The organism is Pseudorhizobium halotolerans (genome assembly GCF_902153235.2).
Taxonomy (GTDB): domain Bacteria; phylum Pseudomonadota; class Alphaproteobacteria; order Rhizobiales; family Rhizobiaceae; genus Neorhizobium; species Neorhizobium flavum.
In genome coordinates, this window is sequence record NZ_CABFWE030000005.1 from 428922 (window position 1) to 446937 (window position 18016).

The 18016-nt window shown below is 60.7% G+C and carries 17 protein-coding genes and 1 pseudogene; 13 read left to right on the top strand and 5 right to left on the bottom strand.

The window, feature by feature from the left end:
• Positions 1-22: 22 nt before the first annotated feature.
• The 6 genes and pseudogenes from FN060_RS07020 to FN060_RS07045 all read left to right on the top strand — a co-directional run bounded on the left by FN060_RS07020 (position 23) and on the right by FN060_RS07045 (position 4944).
• Positions 23-685, top strand: a complete 663-nt coding sequence (locus FN060_RS07020; RefSeq protein WP_142587455.1) for a response regulator — start codon at positions 23-25, stop codon at positions 683-685.
• Positions 682-2049 carry an ATP-binding protein gene (locus FN060_RS07025; RefSeq protein ID WP_142587456.1) on the top strand — a complete coding sequence of 456 codons (1368 nt, stop codon included), beginning with the start codon at positions 682-684 and terminating at the stop codon, positions 2047-2049. The genes FN060_RS07020 and FN060_RS07025 overlap by 4 nt, the downstream gene beginning before the upstream one ends.
• A 175-nt stretch (positions 2050-2224) precedes the next feature.
• Positions 2225-2689: pseudogene (locus tag FN060_RS23520) on the top strand (hypothetical protein); the annotation flags it as partial.
• Positions 2690-2959: 270 nt separating this feature from the next.
• Entirely contained in the window at positions 2960-3373 is a 414-nt protein-coding gene (locus FN060_RS23525; RefSeq protein ID WP_082077814.1) for a hypothetical protein, read from the top strand.
• Positions 3374-3396: 23 nt separating this feature from the next.
• Positions 3397-3825 carry a hypothetical protein gene (locus tag FN060_RS07040; RefSeq protein ID WP_244665713.1) on the top strand — a complete coding sequence of 143 codons (429 nt, stop codon included), beginning with the start codon at positions 3397-3399 and terminating at the stop codon, positions 3823-3825.
• Positions 3826-4434: 609 nt separating this feature from the next.
• Positions 4435-4944 (top strand): hypothetical protein, encoded by a 510-nt coding sequence (locus FN060_RS07045; RefSeq protein ID WP_142587459.1) that lies wholly within the window; start codon positions 4435-4437, stop codon positions 4942-4944.
• Here the strand turns inward: FN060_RS07045 and FN060_RS07050 are convergent.
• From FN060_RS07050 to FN060_RS07060, 3 genes are all read right to left on the bottom strand, one after another.
• Positions 4912-5583 carry a response regulator gene (locus tag FN060_RS07050; RefSeq protein ID WP_142587460.1) on the bottom strand — a complete coding sequence of 224 codons (672 nt, stop codon included), beginning with the start codon at positions 5581-5583 and terminating at the stop codon, positions 4912-4914. The genes FN060_RS07045 and FN060_RS07050 overlap by 33 nt on opposite strands.
• Positions 5580-7001: a sensor histidine kinase gene (locus tag FN060_RS07055; RefSeq protein ID WP_142588420.1), complete on the bottom strand. Its 1422-nt coding sequence runs from the start codon at positions 6999-7001 to the stop codon at positions 5580-5582. The genes FN060_RS07050 and FN060_RS07055 overlap by 4 nt, the downstream gene beginning before the upstream one ends.
• A gap of 83 nt (positions 7002-7084) precedes the next feature.
• Positions 7085-7948 carry a MurR/RpiR family transcriptional regulator gene (locus FN060_RS07060; protein ID WP_077548007.1) on the bottom strand — a complete coding sequence of 288 codons (864 nt, stop codon included), beginning with the start codon at positions 7946-7948 and terminating at the stop codon, positions 7085-7087.
• A 183-nt stretch (positions 7949-8131) separates the two neighbouring features.
• On the opposite strand from FN060_RS07060, the gene FN060_RS07065 reads away from it, so the two are divergent.
• The 7 genes from FN060_RS07065 (at position 8132) to FN060_RS07095 (ending at position 16872) form a co-directional block, all read left to right on the top strand.
• Positions 8132-9220 (top strand): D-TA family PLP-dependent enzyme, encoded by a 1089-nt coding sequence (locus FN060_RS07065; protein ID WP_142587461.1) that lies wholly within the window; start codon positions 8132-8134, stop codon positions 9218-9220.
• A gap of 518 nt (positions 9221-9738) precedes the next feature.
• A complete protein-coding gene (locus FN060_RS07070) occupies positions 9739-11223 on the top strand; it encodes a M81 family metallopeptidase (protein WP_077548013.1) in 1485 nt (494 codons plus the stop codon).
• A gap of 63 nt (positions 11224-11286) precedes the next feature.
• Positions 11287-12804, top strand: a complete 1518-nt coding sequence (locus FN060_RS07075; RefSeq protein ID WP_142587462.1) for an ABC transporter substrate-binding protein — start codon at positions 11287-11289, stop codon at positions 12802-12804.
• A gap of 19 nt (positions 12805-12823) precedes the next feature.
• Positions 12824-13765, top strand: a complete 942-nt coding sequence (locus tag FN060_RS07080; protein WP_077548215.1) for an ABC transporter permease — start codon at positions 12824-12826, stop codon at positions 13763-13765.
• A gap of 5 nt (positions 13766-13770) precedes the next feature.
• Positions 13771-14625 (top strand): ABC transporter permease, encoded by an 855-nt coding sequence (locus tag FN060_RS07085; RefSeq protein ID WP_413037878.1) that lies wholly within the window; start codon positions 13771-13773, stop codon positions 14623-14625.
• A 2-nt stretch (positions 14626-14627) separates the two neighbouring features.
• Positions 14628-16433, top strand: a complete 1806-nt coding sequence (locus FN060_RS07090) for an ABC transporter ATP-binding protein (protein ID WP_142587464.1) — start codon at positions 14628-14630, stop codon at positions 16431-16433.
• Positions 16434-16476: 43 nt separating this feature from the next.
• Positions 16477-16872: a RidA family protein gene (locus FN060_RS07095; protein ID WP_142587465.1), complete on the top strand. Its 396-nt coding sequence runs from the start codon at positions 16477-16479 to the stop codon at positions 16870-16872.
• A 276-nt stretch (positions 16873-17148) separates the two neighbouring features.
• On the opposite strand, the gene FN060_RS07100 is transcribed toward FN060_RS07095, so the two are convergent.
• Positions 17149-17685 (bottom strand): hypothetical protein, encoded by a 537-nt coding sequence (locus tag FN060_RS07100; protein ID WP_142587466.1) that lies wholly within the window; start codon positions 17683-17685, stop codon positions 17149-17151.
• Positions 17686-17736: 51 nt separating this feature from the next.
• Positions 17737-17886, bottom strand: a complete 150-nt coding sequence (locus FN060_RS07105) for a hypothetical protein (RefSeq protein WP_185929037.1) — start codon at positions 17884-17886, stop codon at positions 17737-17739.
• Positions 17887-18016 lie beyond the last annotated feature (130 nt).

The window sequence follows — 18016 nt, forward strand, 5'->3', positions numbered from 1 at the left end:
TTGCGAAGTCAATGAGGATGCAATGCGCCTGCTTGTGGTTGAAGACGACGAGATCCTGCTGGACGGCCTGAAGGTCGGGTTGCAGATGTGCGGCTTTACAGTTGACGCGGTGACATCGATTGCCGATGCCGACGCTGCAATCAAGGCCGACAAATTCGATGCCGTTATCCTTGACCTCATGCTCCCGGACGGTTCGGGACTCGACGTGCTGGCGAAGATGCGTCGATCGGGAGACCGCACCCCTGTTCTCCTCCTGACGGCGAAGGACGAGGTTGCCGACCGAATAGCAGGGTTGGATTCCGGAGCCGACGACTATCTTGGCAAGCCCTTCGATCTCGACGAGGTCGCGGCGCGGCTAAGGGCGATCGTGCGCCGCGGTCATGGCAGGGCGAAGGGGCTTCTCGAATGGAAGGACGTAAGCCTTGACCCGGCGCGAATGTCTGCATCGCGATCCGGTACTGCAATTTCCTTATCGCGGCGCGAATTCGTGATCCTGCAGGCGTTGATGGAGGCCCCAGGCGTCATCCTTTCCCGATCGACCTTGGAAGAGAAGCTGTACGGCTGGCAGGAGGAAATCGAGAGCAATACGGTGGAGGTTCACGTTCACAAGCTGCGGACCAAGCTCGGCACGTCCTTCATCGAAACCGTACGTGGCGCGGGCTACCGGCTTAGGGCGTCGCCATGAACTCCATACGGGTAAGGCTGTTCGCGATCCTGCTTGCCACGACCGGCACCGTGTGGCTCTTCGCCGCTGTCTGGATCTACGCCAGCACCCAGGCCGAGGTCGAGCGCGTCCTCGACGCCCGCCTGATGGAAGCGGCACGCATGGTGAGTTCTCTGATTACCGACCACCAGATCGATCCTGCTGCGGCAGCGAGCGCGGCAACCGCGAGCGTCCCACCTGCACCATTTGAGCAAGCCGGCGGCAGCTACAGCCGCCAACTCTCCTGCCAAATCTGGTCGCTGCAGGGTAGCCTTGTCAGCCGTTCGGAGAGTGCGCCTGCAACTTCCCTCGCCAGTCACACGAATGGCTTCGAAGAGACCGAGATCGACGGCGAGCGGTGGCGTGTCTATGCAGTCGTCAATCCCTCGCTTGGCGTGCGCGTGCTGGTCGGCGACAGTCTCGAAATCCGGGAGCGGCTGATCGGCGATGTCATCAAGGGGCTCCTCGTGCCGGGCATCGCCATTCTCCCTGTGCTGGCGGCACTGATCTGGCTGAGCGTTGGTCGCGGCCTTGCTCCGCTCACCCGCATTGCCGAAGGGCTGGCTAGCCGTTCGGCATCCGAACTTCATCCGGTGGATGCCGGCTCCGCCCCGCGCGAAGTGCGTCCCGTCATTCGGGCGTTGAACAGCCTTTTCGGTCGCGTGGCCGATGCGCGGGACCGAGAGCGGAGCTTCACTGCCTATGCCGCGCATGAACTGAAGACGCCGCTTGCGGGGCTGAAGACACAGGCTCAGATCGCCCTCCGAACCGACGACCCCGCCGTCCAGCGCGACGCACTGGCCCGCATTTCCACAAGCGTCGACCGAACCAGCCGGATGGTGCGTCAACTCATCGATCTTGCCGCCGTAGATGCCTCGCAAGACGTCCCGAGCGCTGAGTCCGTCGATATCGCGGCGCTCGTCGGAGAGATCGCCTCGGAACTGGAGACACTGCTTACGGCCAACAACGTCCGCGTCGCAGTAGAACTCCCAGATCAGACCCAGCAGCAACCCCTCATCCAGGGCAACAGGATCCTTGTTCGTCTGGTGATACGCAATCTGATGGAGAATGCGGTTCAGCATTCGCCCAGTGGGGGCGAAGTGAGGTGCCTCATCCACCTGCGAGAGTCCGAGGCCGTCGTCGATATCCTCGACCAGGGAGCGGGGTTTCCCGTTGCGGAAGAGAACCGCGTAACGGAACGTTTCTTCCGAGGTTCGAAGCCCCAAGGCCAAGGCAGCGGACTCGGCCTTTCGATCGTCCAGATGGCACTCGACCGACTAGGAGGCAGCCTGGCCTTCGAGAGAGGTGGTCGCGGGTTTGCAGCGAGAGCGTCGTTCCCGCTGTGACGGCGCGGACCTACCGATTGAAAGTCAACCTTTAGACCCGTCCTCACGCTTCGGACCTAGGTCCTATCGCCTGTACGACTGAAGCCTCAGGCGGGGAACAGGGTGCCGGAGTGGATGTTCCGTTTGCAGCTTTGGCGAATATCGACCGAAGCATGGTGAACCCAGGAGGAACCCAATGAAACTTGTGACCCCACTTGCACTTGCGACGGCGCTGCTCGCCGGAACCGCTCTTTCAGCCTATGCCCAAACCAGCAGCACGGTCGGCACCGGCGGCACCAGCGCGGGCGGCGGGACGTCCAGCAGTACTGTCGGCACAGGCGGCAGCTCCGCTGGAAGCACGGATTGCGCTCCCGGGGCTACCGATTGCGACGCTGGCTCTGCCTCCACTCTTGGAACCGGAGGATCGTCGGCAGGGGGTGGCACGTCCAGCAGCTCGGTTGGCACGGGCGGTTCTGCGGCAGGCTCTGGTGACGGTGCCGGATCGGCGTCCACCCTCGGCACAGGCGGCACCTCTGCGGGAGGCGGTACGTCGAGCAGTTCTGTCGGCACAGGCGGTTCCGCGGCCGGATCCGGTGAGGGCGCTGGCTCTGCCTCGACCCTTGGCACTGGTGGAACCTCTGCTGGCGACGGCCAGTCGAGCAGCTCCGTCGGGACCGGTGGATCCGCGGCTGGCTCAGCCAGCGGCTCCGGCTCGGCTTCGACACTCGGGACAGGCGGAACGAGCGCTGGCGGCGGAACCTCCAGCAGTTCCGTTGGGACTGCCGGCAGTGCCGCTGGCGCAGCTCAGGACGACATCAGCAACAAGGACTGCCCTCCGGGCCAGGCCAAGAAGAACGACGGCACCTGCTAACGTGTCTCTGGTTGGCTCCGGTTACCGGAGCCAACTTTTCAGGAGGAGATCATGAAGCTTTTGAGCAAACTATCGAGCCAGCCGCTCGCCTTACCGCTCATCTTGTTCGGCGGCATTGCTGTGGCCGCGACGACGGAGCGGGTGACGCTGGAAGATGGGAGCACATGCACCATCATCCACAGCGATGACAGCGAGGCTGAGGCTACAGGTGGGCTATCCTCGTCCGTGACCGCGGGCGGCGGAAAGGTCACGTCATCGACAACCGTCAATGGGCAGACCAGCACGACTACATCAGGCACCGGATCATCGTCATCCTCCACTGCCGGGTCATCGTCTTCAAGCGGTGCGTCGGCGTCGAGTTCCAGTTCTGCCGGCGGTCAGTCCTTATCCACTGCAAGTGTTGTCCAGCCGGACGGCACCGTTATCACCCGTCGGTCAGACGGGACATGCGACATTACGAAACCGGCAAAGTGAAAGGCATCCTCATGTTTCGCAAAATGCTTGTTACATCTGCAGCAGCAATGGCCATCTTCGCGAGTTCTCCAGCAAATGCGCAGGAGTGTGACGCGGCAGGAACCGTTGGAACAGGTGGAAGCGCCGCGGCTGGCGGAACCTCCGCAAGCACGCTCGGCACTGCCGGGGCCTGCGTCACCGACGACGGCACCACCTCCTCCATCGCATCAGGCGGCAGCGCTGCTGCTGCAGACGGAAAAGCACAGAGCCGTACGCAGATCAATAAGAACCCGAACCAGTTGAAAGCGCAGTCCCGCGCCCAGGCGATGGACAAGGGCACCTTCAGCAAGTCCCGGACAAAGACGCGGGTGAGAGATGGCGAACTCGAGAGCACAACCCGCACCATGTCCCATGTGCCCGGCAAGAAGCCTATAATTGATCGCACGGACAGCAGCGTTGCCCTTCCTGACTAGGAAGGAGCGTACCGCGTTTTCCTAACCCGCTTCGGCGGGTTTCTTTTTGTCGCGAATCCCGCAGGGCCACAAACGGCGTTCCGTGCGCGTCGGCACAGGACGCCGCCTTTTTCGACCTCTTCCTCTACATCCATCAATTCGCCCTCCCGAGGCACGCAGTGCTTGGACGTCTTTCGCAGATGCTCCCGTCTCCTTTGCATCTCTGGTGTGATTGTTCCGATTAAGTTGGGGAGGGCTTCCGGCCTTGGCCCGAAAAAGTCAGACCTTGGTCGGATAGTCCCGCGCAAAGGTCCCAGGGACGCAATGCGCCGGAACGGCAGGCCCAAGCAATCCGTTGCAGCACCAACACAACGGCGCACGCGGAGATCATCATGGAAAACAGCGTCTTTCAGGCTCGATGGCTTCTCATCCCGATTGCCGGTCTCGCCCTGGGCTTCGTGCTCCTTGGCACGGCAGCCGCGTAACGAGATCAACCGATACCTGCGCTGTCCGTCCCTTCCTGCGCAGGCTCCTGCCCCGTCCGTTCCGCAACGGGCGGGGCTTTCTTTTGCCGCACACGCTGTCTAGATGCTGAACGACCCGCAGGCTAGGACGCGCGAGAGACCGGAGATGAGGACAAGAAGAGATCTATTGCTGTCTGCTGTGCTGACGTCAGCGGCGCTGCTTTCCCCCTACCGCGTTGCCTTCCTGAAACGTGGCCCGGGTTTCACACCCATTGAGGCCGCCGCACAAGGCAACAGTGGCGGCAATGGTGGTGGAAACGGCGGCGGTAACGGCGGTGGGAATAGCGGAGGTAGCGGTGGCGGGAACGGCAGCGGCAATGGCAACAGCGGTGGCAATGGCGGTGGGAACGGCGGAGGCAATAACGGTGGAAACAGCAGCGGCCGAAGCAGCGAGACGCGGGAAACGGGCCGTGGAACTGCGCCAGGTCTGTCCCGCTCGGGAAAGGGCGAAGTCGAGGTTCGCACCAACGGTTCCTCGATAACTGTACGCCACCCCAATGGCACCGTCGAGCGGATCGTCCGCAACCGCTACGAGATGCGCGATGCGCGCAACAGGCGGATCGTCAACCGGCGCGCAACCGCTTCAGATCGTGCGCGCCTGCGTTCCTTCCGCTGACCCTTCCCGCGTGGCGTCGCGCAAGGCGAGCGCCGCCTCGGTGCGGTTCGTGACGTTGAGCTTGGTGAAAATGCGCGTCATATGGTGCTTGATTGTCTTTTCGTGCAGATCGAGCGCGATGGCGATCCGCTTGTTGCTGAGCCCTGAAGCCACCAGCTTAAGCACTTCCATTTCGCGATGGGTGAGGTCGCTAAAAGGATCATGCCTTGCTTCCGACGACCTCGAAAGCGTCTCCACGAGACGTGCCGAAAGACTGGGCGCGATATAGCTCTGGCCGGAGGCGACGGCTTTGACCACTTCCGCCAGTCCTTGAGATCCGATGCCCTTCAGGACATAGCCTTTTGCACCCATCCTGACGGCATTAGCAAGGTCGTCGCCGGCTTCCGAGACCGTCAGCATCACGATCTTCGCGTTTGGCTGCGCCTCGAGCACTGCTTGGATCGCCTGCAGGCCGTTCCCCGGCATCGAGATATCCATCAGCATCACATCCGGCGCGTCGTTTTCGGCGATGGTGACCGCATCATGGCCTGATGCTCCCTCCGCCACGATTTCCAGTCCGGGGGATTCACCCAGGCTACGGATAACGCCTTCTCTGAAAAGCGGATGATCGTCCACTACCGCGACACGGATGTTTGTCATTGTGTGAATTCTGCTCCCTCGGCTCTTAACGTCATGCAGACGGTTGTTCCGCTTGTAGAACTCTTAAGGCTGAAGCGACCGCCAATGCTCTCGATCCGTTCCCGCAGCCCCGCAAGCCCAAGCCCCGCGGGCTTCACCTTTTCCACATCGAAGCCCGGACCTTCATCCTCTACTTCCACCGTGATCTCATTGTCACCCAGGGTTTGGCGCACTTTCTGTCCAACCCCGCCTCCGTGGCGAAAGCCGTTATTTAGGGCCTCTTGAACAAACCTGTAGATGGTGATCTTCGCGGATGGCGAGAGTTCGCACGCGACATCCGACAATCGAAGCGCCACGGGGGAACCTGTTCGTTGAACGTGGGCGTTGACGGCGCGAGTGATCACCTCGTGAAGGTCCCCATTTTCTATGTCAGGAAGGATAAGTCCCCTGCAGATCGCGCGGATCTCTTCCATCGCCTCATGGAGCCTGGCCTTGATCGCCGAAAGCTCAACCTCACGGACGGCGGCGGGTGTATCTGGCGTCACAAGGGTCTTACTGTCGATCCGAAGGGCGGCATAGGCCACCAATTGCGCAGGACCATCGTGCAGGTCAGCACCCAGGCGGCGCAGGTAACTCTCGTTCAGCGCCGTCGCTCTCTGAGATGCACGCTGGGCCCGCCTGTGAAGTTCGCGGTTTTGCTCCAGGAGGTTGGACAATTCGGCCACCCGCTCCGTCAGGGCGGCCTTTTGATCATCAATGGTCCGGCTCCCCCGAACCACGATGGCGGAGAGAGATAGAAAGAAGACTGCAACGACCGCAGCCACGGCTGCCCAACTCAGTAGCCTCGCCTCCCACAGGCTTTCCTCGAACCCCTCCGCCACCTCAGAAAATTCTGAAACGGCCACGACTTCGCCCGACCACGGTTGCAGGATGGGATTGTAGATCTCCAGGAGCGGGCCGCCGGCAGCGCGTTCAGCGATGCTCTCCTCGTCGTCCGGTCGCTCGAACTCGGCGACCAGCTTGCCTGAGAACGCCCGTTGAAGCTCCTCGTTTAACTCAAAGCTTCGTCCGATCATGCTGGCATCCGTGGCATAGAGAACCGTGCCATCCGCTCGCCACAGACGAAACGAAATGACGCGGTCTCCCAGCGCTCCCTGCCCGAAGGTCTCGTCCAGCGTGCGGCTTGTAATATCGTCCAGGACCTCGGTGGTCTGAAGATCCGGAAGCAGTGGAGCAATGATGCCATCTACATACATCGCCGTGGTGGCCGCAGAGTTTCTGGTAACGGCAGCCTCGATGAGGGTTGTCACCAAAGCGCCCACGACCAGTGCTGCTGCAATGGACACGACGCCGCCGGCCAGAAGGAACCGGCGCGCCAACGACTGCTGTCTCCACCGTTCAAACGCTCGGGACAATTTCTTCTCTCGCCCGCATGACAATGCGCAGGAAGTATTGCAGCGCCTGGCGGCGTCAATGGCGAGCGTATTCGGGCGAAGAAGCACAGATGACGCCGTCTCAGCCTCTAATCCCCTAGAAGCTGGCGGTCGTCTCCGTCTCGGTTGCGCACCAGTTCGCCTTTGATGCTGCGGAGGGATCTGAGTGCCTTGGTGCGATCTGCATAGGCGACCATGTTCGCCAGTATGTCGATTGCGGCAAGATAGGCATAGCGAGTGGATGTCGGTCGGAAAATATTCTTGCCCTCCGGCATCTCGATCGCGATCACGACATCCGCAGCGACGGCGACCGGCGAGCCCGCCTGGGTCATGACGATCGTTGGGATGTCGTTCTGCCGCAGAAGCTCCAGGCAATGGACAAGACCCATGTCCCGGCCGGTAAAGGACGAACCGAACATCACTGTTCCGGGCTGTGCCGCAGCCGACAACATCAGGTTCATCCCGTGGTCGTTGGAAGCATTGATCCGACAGCCGAGACGGAAGAGGCGGTTGTAGAGCTCATTGACGATCATCGTCGAGTTACCGCTGCCTCCGAACGCCTGGATGAAATCAGCGCCTCGCAATATGTCAGCAGCCTTTTCGATGGCGGCAAGATCGAGCTGGCGATGCAGTTCGAACAGCGCGTTCTGCGCCTTCGAGACAATGTCGTGCGCCACCTCCTCCACCGTGGTCGTGGGCACTTCCGGTTTAAGGTAGCGCAATCCGACATAGGCGAGTTTGGCGAGTTGCACCTTGAAATCGGAGTAACCTTGGCAACCCAGCCGCCGGCAGAAACGTGTCACGGTCGGGGGGGAGACGCCAACCCGTTCGGCCAGTTCCACAATGGACGAGTTGACGACAAAATCGACGTTCTCCAACGCAAACTGCGCCAGTTTCGCCTCCAGGCTGGACAGTCTGCCCTCCTCATCGGAAAGGGCGTGAAAAAGGTCCATTCGATTCTTCCTATGCTTCGGCAGCGTTTCGAGGAATGCATCTTTTGAAAATGAATTTCAGTTTGCCCAGCTTTTGATAACATAGTACGGGCAGCCATCAATAAATCCGCAGCTGGAAAGAAAATAAAAGAAACCACTGCCGCCGCCGCAATTGTGGCGCTCCATTTCCCGATGAGGTTGACCATGAACTATCCCTGGCCTGAGCCTGGCACTCCGCTTGAGCAGATCGCAACTCCAATGCCGGTGATCGACGAGGACCGACTGGCTGCCAACATCGCGCGCGTCCAGGCCTATTGCGATCAGCACGGCAAGGCGTTCCGGCCGCACATCAAGACCCACAAGATCGCGGCGATAGCTCGCCAGCAGTTGGACGCTGGCGCGGTTGGTCTCAATTGCCAGAAGGTGACCGAGGCTGAGATATTTGCCGAGGCGGGCTTCGATGACATCCTGATTACCTACAACATTCTGGGCCCCGCCAAACTCGCCCGCCTGAAGGCCCTGAATTCACGGGTCGCGAAGCTTGCCGTTGTAGCGGACAGCGAAGTCACCATCGCTGGACTCGCTTCCACGTTCAGCGCCGATCAGCCGCTGACGGTGCTGATTGAATGCGACACCGGCGCCCGGCGCTGTGGCGTGCAGACGCCGGAGGCCGCGGTCTTGCTTGCCGAAAAGGTGGCGGCAGCGCCCGGCCTGCGTTTTGGAGGGATCATGACCTACCCGGCCGTCGGCGGAGCGGCTGAAGTGGAAGTATTCCTGGCCCGCACCGTGGCGCTGCTATCGGCAAAGGGCATGGATTGCCCCGTCCGCTCCAGCGGCGGCTCTCCGGATCTGTTCGCCGCCCATCTCGTGCCATCTGCTACTGAACATCGGGCGGGCACCTATGTCTATAACGACCGCAGCATGGTCCGCGCCGGTCATTGCAGTGCCGATGACCTTGCCATGCATGTCATTGCCACAGTGGTTTCGCGGCCTGCAGAGGATCGGGCCGTGCTGGATTGCGGTTCCAAGGCCCTCACCTCCGACCTTCTCGGCTTTACCGACTACGGTGCGATCCATGGGTTCGAAGGCGCCCGCATCGTCTCGCTGTCAGAGGAACATGCGGTGGTCGATCTTTCCACGTGCACCGAGCCTTTCCCTCAGATTGGCAGCTTGGTCAAGGTAGTCCCGAACCACACCTGCGTCGTGAGCAATCTTTTCGAACGGATGGTCTTCCACCGCAACGGCATCGTCACCCGCGTCGAGAAAGTGGATGCACGCGGGACTGTCTGGTGAAGCACCTTAGATTTTTTTGCTTCCTCAGGGTCTGAGCGAATGGGCCGGGCATCCAGAACCAGTGAACGTCACGAAAATGGCGGGCCTCTTGCGGGCCTGCTTTTTCATGGAGAGCGAGGCCTCGTTCTGGATCAACCTCCCACCTGAGTTGCCGGAAGCTGATGATCTTAAAGCAATAATGGCCCTTCCGCCCATCGTGAAACGAGTTCCGAGCAGTTCCCCCCTTACGAAAATGATGCGCGATTTCGCTCAATAAGAAAATTAATTACATCAGCCTGTTAGAAACCAGGAAGAAGCATTGACTTGAAACCATTTTGACGCATTATGACGAAAATAAATTACACCGTAACGGTGAACGGGCGAACTGAAGAAAACGGGATATCGAGAGCCTGAACCTGCTCTGGCTGACACAGCCCAGAGAGGCATGATCAGATTTCTCGGCTTCATGACAAAGATACGATGGCAGCGCGCGCCAAAGCGGTGGCGCGAAGGCCGGAGTGTATGTGGACAGGACCGGAATGCGCATTTTTACCGCCTCGCTGGCGACCGAGACAAACACCTTCTCCCCCGTCCCCACCGATATGAACGCCTTCAAGGCGGCCTTCTATGCCGGACCGGGCGAGCACCCGGATACCCCCACGCTTTGCTCCGCCGTGGTCCCGATCCTCCGCCGTCGCAGTCGGGAAGAAGGCTTTACCGTCATCGAGGGTACTTCCTGCTGGGCGGAACCAGCCGGCCTGATCCAGCGACAAACCTACGAGACTCTGCGTGACCTGATCCTTTCGGAGCTGAAGGAAGCCATGCCTGTCGACGGGGTGGTACTTGGCCTGCATGGCGCCATGGCCGCCCAGGGTTATGACGATCCGGAAGGCGATTTGCTTTCCCGCATCAGAGACATAGTTGGCCCCGGCCTGCTGATCGCTGCGGAGTTCGACCCGCACAGCCACCTGACCGCGCTGCGGGTCGCCAATCTCGACATCATGGCCGCCTTCCAGGAATTTCCTCACACCGATTTCGAACAGCGTGGCGAGCATGTTGTTGACTTGGCGTTGAGGACTTTGCGCGGTGAGATCACGCCGGTCATCTCCACCTTTGATTGCCGCATGATCACCATTTTCCCTACGAGCCGCGAGCCGATGCGGTCCTTCGTGGACCGTATCAAGGACTTGGAAGGCAGAGACGGCATCCTCTCCATCTCCGTTATCCACGGCTTCATGGCCGGCGACCTGCCCGACATGGGCACGCGCATGGTGGTCGTGACCGACAACGACAAGGAGAAGGGCGACGCGCTGGCCGCTCGGCTCGGGCGCGAGCTCTACAGCCTGCGCAAGACGACCGCCATGCCCATGTTCGACACTGAGACCGGCCTGGATAAGGCGGTCGCCATCCGCGCCGCTCATCACGACAAGCCGGTCACGATCGCCGACATCTGGGACAATCCCGGCGGCGGCGTGGCCGGTGACGCGACCCACATCCTCCGCCGCATGATGACACGCGGATTGGATAACATCGCGGTGGCAACAATATGGGATCCCGTCGCGGTCACCTTCTGCCATGCGGCGGGAGAAGGGGCGCAGATCAACCTGCGCATCGGTGGGAAATCCGGGCCGGAAGGCGGTGATCCGCTGGACCTGCGCGTCACTGTCGCAAAGGTATTTGATGCCGGCTGGCAAAGTTTTCAGAACAGTCGAGTGACGCTCGGAAGCACCGCCGTCATCCGCCCCGTCGGGACGAATATCGATATCCTGCTGATCACCAGCCGCACCCAGACCTACGAGCCGGACATCTTCACCAACCAGGGCGTCGAACTTTCCGGCAAGTCATATCTACTGATCAAGTCGACGAACCATTTCTATGCCGGCTTCCAGCCGATCTCGTCCGAGATCGTCTACATCGCCGCGCCGACCTCCTATCCGACCGACCCGGCGACCACGCCCTATCGCAAGGCAAGCCTTGAGCTTTGGCCGCGCGTGGCCGACCCGCTGGGGCTGGATAATGCCTGAACTTTCGGCCGGGAGGAAAGCCGGCCGGATTGATTAACGACGCAACACAAGAAGGGGATGACCATGAAGAAGAATGTACTTGCTCTGATCACTCTGGCAGCACTGGCCGGCACAAGCAGCCTGGCTCTGGCGCAGGCAAGCGACGGCGTACTGACCGTCGCGACGATCGGCGAACCGCCAACCCTTGACGTCATGCAGACGCCGACGGATATCGTGCTGACCATCGATCAGCACATTTTCGAGACGCTCTACACCTACGACGCCCAGTGGAAGTCGGTGCCGCTCCTCGCAGCCGACATGCCCACTTTGTCGGAAGACGGTCTCACCTATCGGATTCCGCTGCGCGAGGGCGTAAAGTTCCACGATGGCAGCGACTTCGACGCCAAGGACGTTACCGCCTCCCTGAAGCGCTGGATGGCGATCAATTCGAAGGGCAAGCAGGTTGCCGAGATTGTTGACAGCCTGACTGAAGACGGGGATCACGCTGTCGTCATCAAGCTGAAGTCGCGCTATGCGCCGCTACTGGCAACGCTCTCGCAGGCCTCGGTCATCCTGCCGTCCGAGAAGATCGCGGATACCTTGACCGAGTTTGTCGGCACCGGACCCTATGCGCTGAAGGAGCGCAAGCCTGACCAGTACATCCAGCTCGTCCGCTTCGAGGATTATACCTCTCCGGAAGGTGAAGTCAGCAACTATGCCGGCAAGCGCGAGGCGATCGCCAAGGAAATCCGCTTCGTGCCCGTGCCTGATGCCAATACCCGCGTCGAAGGCCTCATCTCGGGCCAGTTCGACTATGCGGATTCGCTTCCCGTCAGCGCCTATGAGCGTGTCGAACAAAGCGACAGCGCCAAGCCCGTCATCTTCAAGGATGCCGGCTGGGCGTCGATGAACATGAACATGAAGGAAGGCCTTCTGGTCAAAAAGGAACTGCGCCAGGCAGTTCAGGCCGCACTCAATCCGAACGACATGATGCTGGCGGCCTTCTCCGACGACCGCTTCTTCAGCGTTGATGCCTCGATCTTCCCGGAAAGCTCCTTCTGGCACACCGAAGCCGGCGTCGAACGCTATGGTGAGGGCGATCCCGAAGCTGCCGCAAAACTTCTGGAAGCGGGCGGATACGATGGCACGCCACTGCGCCTGATGACCAGCCGCCAGTATGAGTTCCACTACAAGATCGGCGAGGTCGCAAAGGCCTATCTCGAAGCCGCGGGCTTCAAGGTCGACCTTCAGGTGGTGGACTGGGCAACGCTGACGACCCGCCGCGCTGATCCGAAGGAATGGGACATCTTCATCACCCACTCCAACTTCCCCGGCGATCCGACGACGATCAACACGATTACCGACACCTATCCGGGCTGGTATGTCTCCGAGCAGAAGGCCAAGGCAGTTGCTGCCTATATGGATGCCACCACCGACGACGCAAAGAAGGCGGCCTGGGAAGGCATCCAGACCGTCATCTATGACGATGCTCCGCTCTACAAGGTGGGAAACTTCAACGCCGTTTCCGGTCTCGCCAATGGGGTTGATGGTTATGAGCCTACGTACTGGCCGCATTTCTGGAACGTGAGCCCGAAGAAGTAAGGACTGACTGATGGCAAGGATCGCTCAGGCACTCGTGAAACGGCTGGGGGGAATGGCCATAGTGCTCGCCCTTGTCGTGACGGTGGTCTTCATCATCGTTCGCGTAACGCCTGGCGATCCTGCCGCTGTCATGCTGGGGTCCGATGCGACCCCGGAAGACATCGCGCAACTGCGCACCCGTCTGGGGCTTGATGCGCCGCTCCTCCTGCAATACGGCCAGTTCGTGCTGGGCATATTGCAGGGCGATCTCGGCCAGTCGATCTTCCTCAACCAACCCGTCACGACGGCACTTGCCGCACGGGCGGAGCCGACTTTCTTCCTCACCCTGTTCTCAATCCTGATCGCCGTCCTGATTGCCCTACCGGTCGGGATATTGTCCGCAGTCAAGCGAGGCACAATCTTCGACCAGATCGTCGTTACACTGACTATGGTGGCGGCGAGTGTGCCGAGTTTCTGGCTCGGCCTGATCCTGATCCAGGTATTCGCTGTCGGCCAGGGCTGGTTTCCCGCCTCCGGCTATGGTGGTCCCGACACCTCTTTCCTTGACCGTCTTCACCATCTTGTTCTGCCAGCAGTGGCGCTCGGCGTCGTCAACTCCGCGTTGATCACACGCTTCACCCGCGCCGCCATGCTGGACGTTCTCGGTGACGACTATGTCAGGACCGCACGGGCCAAGGGAGCGGGTGAAGGTCGCGTTATCCTGAAACACGCGCTGAAGAATGCATTGATCCCGATCATAACCGTCATCGGCCTGTCGATCGCGCTACTCGTCGCCGGTGCCGTCGTTACGGAGACCGTTTTCGGATTGCCCGGGATTGGTAACCTTGTCGTATCGGCAGTACTGAGGCGCGATTACCCAGTGATTCAGGGAACATTGCTTGTTGTCGCCGCCATCTATGTGCTCATCAATTTCATCGTAGACATGCTTTATATCCTCGTTGATCCACGGGTGCGCCAATGACCACGATGGCCTCCGTCTCCCTGCCGTTGGTGTCTGGCCTTCGCCGCCTGTTCGGCAACCGGGCGGTGCTGCTCGGCACCGTCATCCTGGTGGTGGTCATACTGGCTGCACTTCTTGCGCCATGGGTTGCCCCCTATGCTCCGAACAAGCTCTCGATCGTCAACAAACTGAAGCCGCCGTCGATGACCAACCTGTTTGGAACCGACGAATTCGGGCGCGATATCTTTTCGCGGGCTATCTTCGCCGGGCGGATCTCGCTGCTCGTCAGTCTGGGCGTCGTCGCAATCTCGACCGTACTCGGCGTGATCCTGGGAGTTGCCGCCGGTTTCTTCCGCAGCCTGGATGCGCCCATCTCCCGCCTCCTCGACGCAATGATGTCCTTCCCGGACATCCTGCTCGCGATCGCGCTGGTTGCTGCACTCGGCCCCTCGCTTTCGACTGTCATTATCGCGCTCGGGATAACCTATGCCCCCCGCCTCGCCCGGATTGTACGCGGCTCGACGCTCGTCCTGCGCGAACTACCCTATATCGAGGCGGCGGTCGCCATGGGCCTGCCCACCTGGCAAATCCTTGCCCGGCATGTCCTGCTCAACCTCGCCTCCCCCATCCTGGTTCAGGCGACCTTTGTCTTTGCTTCGGCAATGCTGGCGGAAGCAAGCCTCTCATTCCTTGGCGTCGGCGTTTCCACCGACATGCCGACTTGGGGGACGATGCTCGCGTCCGGCCGTGAATACATGAACAACGCCCCGTGGCTGATGATCTTCCCGGGACTGGCTATCGTGTTCTCGGTTCTCTCGCTGCAGTTGCTCGGGGACGGCCTGCGCGACCTCGTTGATCCACGACTGGCCAAGGAAAGCTGATCATGACCACTGCCATGACCACGACGCCGCCGGTGCTTGCCGTCGAGAACCTGACCACCTCGTTCAAGACGTCGGAAGGCTGGATCCCGGTCATCCGCGATATCAACCTGCATGTAGATGCAGGCGAAACGGTTGCCATCGTCGGCGAATCCGGTTCCGGCAAGAGCGTCACGGCGCTGTCCACCATGCGGCTTCTGCCTGCAGGACGATCCCGTATCGAAGGCCGGATTCTGCTCGAGGGCACAGATGTCCTGAAGATGAGTGACAAGCAGATGCGCTCCGTCCGCGGCGGCTCCATCGGCATGATCTTCCAGGAGCCGATGACCTCACTCAACCCGGTCTTCACCATCGGCAACCAGATTGCCGAGGCCCTTGTCCTGCATCGCGGCCTGTCATGGGGGCAAGCGGAAGCCGAAGCCCTGCGCCTGATGGAGCGTGTTCGCATTCCAGCCGCCAAGACCCGGTTGCACGAATACCCGCACAAATTCTCCGGAGGCATGCGCCAGCGCGTCATGATCGCCATGGCGCTCGCCTGCCGGCCGAAGCTGCTGATCGCCGACGAACCGACAACGGCCCTCGACGTGACCATCCAGGCCGAGATCCTTCACCTCCTGCGCGAACTGCAGAGGGAGGAGAACATGGGCATCCTGTTCATCACCCACGACATGGGCGTCGTTGCAGAAATAGCAGACCGCACCGTGGTGATGTTTCGCGGGGACATGGTCGAAACCGGTTCAACGCACGAAATCTTTGCCAATCCGAGGGCCGTCTACACGAAATCGCTGCTCGCTTCCATCCCGCGGCTCGGCACGATGGGCGCTGCGAACGCACCGCGGCGGTTCCCGGAGGTCGATCCGGCAACCGGAGAAGCGACGGATGGCATCGAGATGAACCCGGTTCCACAGACGGTGGAACCGATCCTCAGGGTCGATAACCTCGCGGTCCGTTTCGATCTTCCGAACGGGCGTGTTCATGCCGTGGAAGATGTGTCCTTCGACCTGCGCCCTGGCGAGACACTCGCGCTGGTGGGCGAATCCGGCTGCGGCAAGTCGACGACCGGCCGCGCCATCATCAGGCTCCTCACCCCAACTGCCGGGTCGATCGTGATCGACGGGCAGGATGTCACAAAAGCAGATAACCGCAAGTTGCGTGAGATGCGCCGCTCCTCGCAGATGATCTTTCAGGACCCATTCGCCTCCCTTAATCCGCGCATCACCGTGGGTTCCGCGATTGCTGAGCCCATCCTCGCCCATCGCCTGATGGGCCGCAAGGAGGCAAAGCTGCGTGTGTCGCAGCTTCTCGAACAGGTGGGCCTCTCCGCCGCAATGGCTGATCGGCACCCGCATGAATTCTCCGGCGGCCAGCGCCAGCGAATCTCGATCGCGCGAGCACTTGCGCTCGAACCGAAATTCATCGTAGCCGACGAGGCTGTCTCGGCCCTCGACGTGTCGGTCAAGGCGCAAGTCTCCAATCTCCTGCTGGATCTGCAGCAGCAGCATGGCCTCGCCTATCTGTTCATCTCCCATGACATGGCCGTGGTCGAGCGTATGAGCCATCGGGTAGCCGTGATGTTCCTCGGGGAGATTGTCGAGATCGGGCCGCGGGCGGCTATCTTCGAAAACCCCCAGCACCCATACACCCGACGGCTGATATCCGCGGTGCCGATCCCGGACCCGACCCGGCGCGGCCAGATGGCCCCACCACTTTCGGAAGAGATCAAAAGCCCAGTCCGCGCTTTTGACTACGTCCCGCCCAAACGGGCGTATCGTGAAGTTTCACCCATGCACTTCGTGCAGGAAACGCTGTGACCCGGCCTTGACGCCCGGCCTTGCCAAACAGAAAGCGCATTCCATGACCAACAAGAAACTGATCCGCTATGACGTCGCCGACAGCCAGGCAGGCGGCCAGCGCCGTCCCTTCGCAAAAGCCGTCCGTGCTGGCGATTTCGTCTATGTATCGGGTCAAGTTCCCACGGTCGGAGGCGAGGTTATCGTCGGCAACATCGTGGCGCAGACCGAACAGGTGATCGAGAACATCAGATCCGTTCTCGCACTTGCGGACTGCACGCTGGAGGACGTGGTGAAGGTCAATGTATGGCTCGACGACGCCCGTGACTTCTCAAGCTTCAACGCGGTCTTCCAGAAGCACTTCATAGACCACCCGCCAGCCCGTTCCACGGTCCAGTCTCCAATGATGGTGGACGTGAAAGTCGAGATGGACGTGATCGCCTACAAGCCGTTGGGATGACATTGCTGCCTAAGGGCGAGTCTCTCGGCTGTGTCCCCGCACTGCTGCTGCCGTCGGTGCGGCGCCAATCCTGGGTCTGGTTCAGAGGTAAACGCTAGTTAGCTCAACCCTGAGCAGGTGCTGGTCAGCATCGATGATGGAGTGCTGCGTCGGCATCTCAATTCCGAGAAGCTGATAATCGAAGCGCTGTTGTCCTCTGAGGCGGAAGCCAGGCCGATACTTTCCTAGAAACGCTTGGCCGGCGACACGATTGACATTCCTTCCCGACGTGAGGAATCATCTTCGGAAACGATCGAGAGGCTCGATCGTTTGGCTATGGAATATCCTCCTCAGGAGCAGCAAAGGCTCCACCGGCGGAGCGCAGGATATCCCCGATGCTACCGGAGTTCCCGACCGTTTGACGGCAACCAAGGTACCACCAGCGCGCAACCCCTCTGTGTAGAAATGCGCCTCTTTCTCCGGCGCCCCGCTGGTGCATAATACGTCATAGACGCTCGTGGCCGTTGCCCCCGCTACGACACCCGCCGAGGCTCCCGCAAGGCTTGTCGCCAGCCACCCCAGCACTCCCACCAGACCCAGTCCCGAGACAGGCATGAGAGCAAGCCCGGCGACCAGACCGAGAGCGCCACCGCCGACCGCACCGACACTGGCTCCGATTGTCGTGCTTTCGACCGGGTCGATGTCGGTTGTGAGATGTTCGCTCTGATTGGAGATGATACTGGTATGGTCCTCGGGGACGCCAGAGGCGGAAAGCTTGGCCGCCGCGACCTGCGCGGTTTTAAGATCCTTGAACAGAGCAGCTAAGGTCGGCACAGGATCCTCCATGATCGATCATATCCGCAAGCCAGAACAATGCTTGCGCCATCAAGGCTCGATCGGCGACTCATCCTCGTTGTCGAGGAGAACGCGAACGGCCGCGCCATCAAGAACCTCATACTGGCCATCCTTCATCTGTTGATTTCCACTGAGAGCTGACCCGGCGCAGCCCGATATTTCCATTGAGAATTGACCCATGTTTCAACCGTCCCTCGCATGTTTTCAGCGGGGGCTCTGGAGTGATCGACATGGCGTTACTGAGCGTAATCCGACGCTGGCATTTTCGAGAGCATCTATCGATCCGGGAGATTTGCCGCAGGACCGGCTT

Bases quoted from the DNA above. Each gene is read 5' to 3' on its own strand.
- FN060_RS07020 (WP_142587455.1), top strand. From the start codon at position 23: ATGCGCCTGCTTGTGGTTGAAGACGACGAGATCCTGCTGGACGGCCTG.
- FN060_RS07025 (WP_142587456.1), top strand. From the start codon at position 682: ATGAACTCCATACGGGTAAGGCTGTTCGCGATCCTGCTTGCCACGACC.
- FN060_RS07040 (WP_244665713.1), top strand. From the start codon at position 3,397: ATGCTTGTTACATCTGCAGCAGCAATGGCCATCTTCGCGAGTTCTCCA.
- FN060_RS07045 (WP_142587459.1), top strand. From the start codon at position 4,435: ATGAGGACAAGAAGAGATCTATTGCTGTCTGCTGTGCTGACGTCAGCG.
- FN060_RS07050 (WP_142587460.1), bottom strand. From the start codon at position 5,583: ATGACAAACATCCGTGTCGCGGTAGTGGACGATCATCCGCTTTTCAGA.
- FN060_RS07060 (WP_077548007.1), bottom strand. From the start codon at position 7,948: ATGGACCTTTTTCACGCCCTTTCCGATGAGGAGGGCAGACTGTCCAGC.
- FN060_RS07065 (WP_142587461.1), top strand. From the start codon at position 8,132: ATGAACTATCCCTGGCCTGAGCCTGGCACTCCGCTTGAGCAGATCGCA.
- FN060_RS07070 (WP_077548013.1), top strand. From the start codon at position 9,739: ATGCGCATTTTTACCGCCTCGCTGGCGACCGAGACAAACACCTTCTCC.
- FN060_RS07075 (WP_142587462.1), top strand. From the start codon at position 11,287: ATGAAGAAGAATGTACTTGCTCTGATCACTCTGGCAGCACTGGCCGGC.
- FN060_RS07085 (WP_413037878.1), top strand. From the start codon at position 13,771: ATGGCCTCCGTCTCCCTGCCGTTGGTGTCTGGCCTTCGCCGCCTGTTC.
- FN060_RS07090 (WP_142587464.1), top strand. From the start codon at position 14,628: ATGACCACTGCCATGACCACGACGCCGCCGGTGCTTGCCGTCGAGAAC.
- FN060_RS07095 (WP_142587465.1), top strand. From the start codon at position 16,477: ATGACCAACAAGAAACTGATCCGCTATGACGTCGCCGACAGCCAGGCA.
- FN060_RS07105 (WP_185929037.1), bottom strand. From the start codon at position 17,886: ATGGGTCAATTCTCAATGGAAATATCGGGCTGCGCCGGGTCAGCTCTC.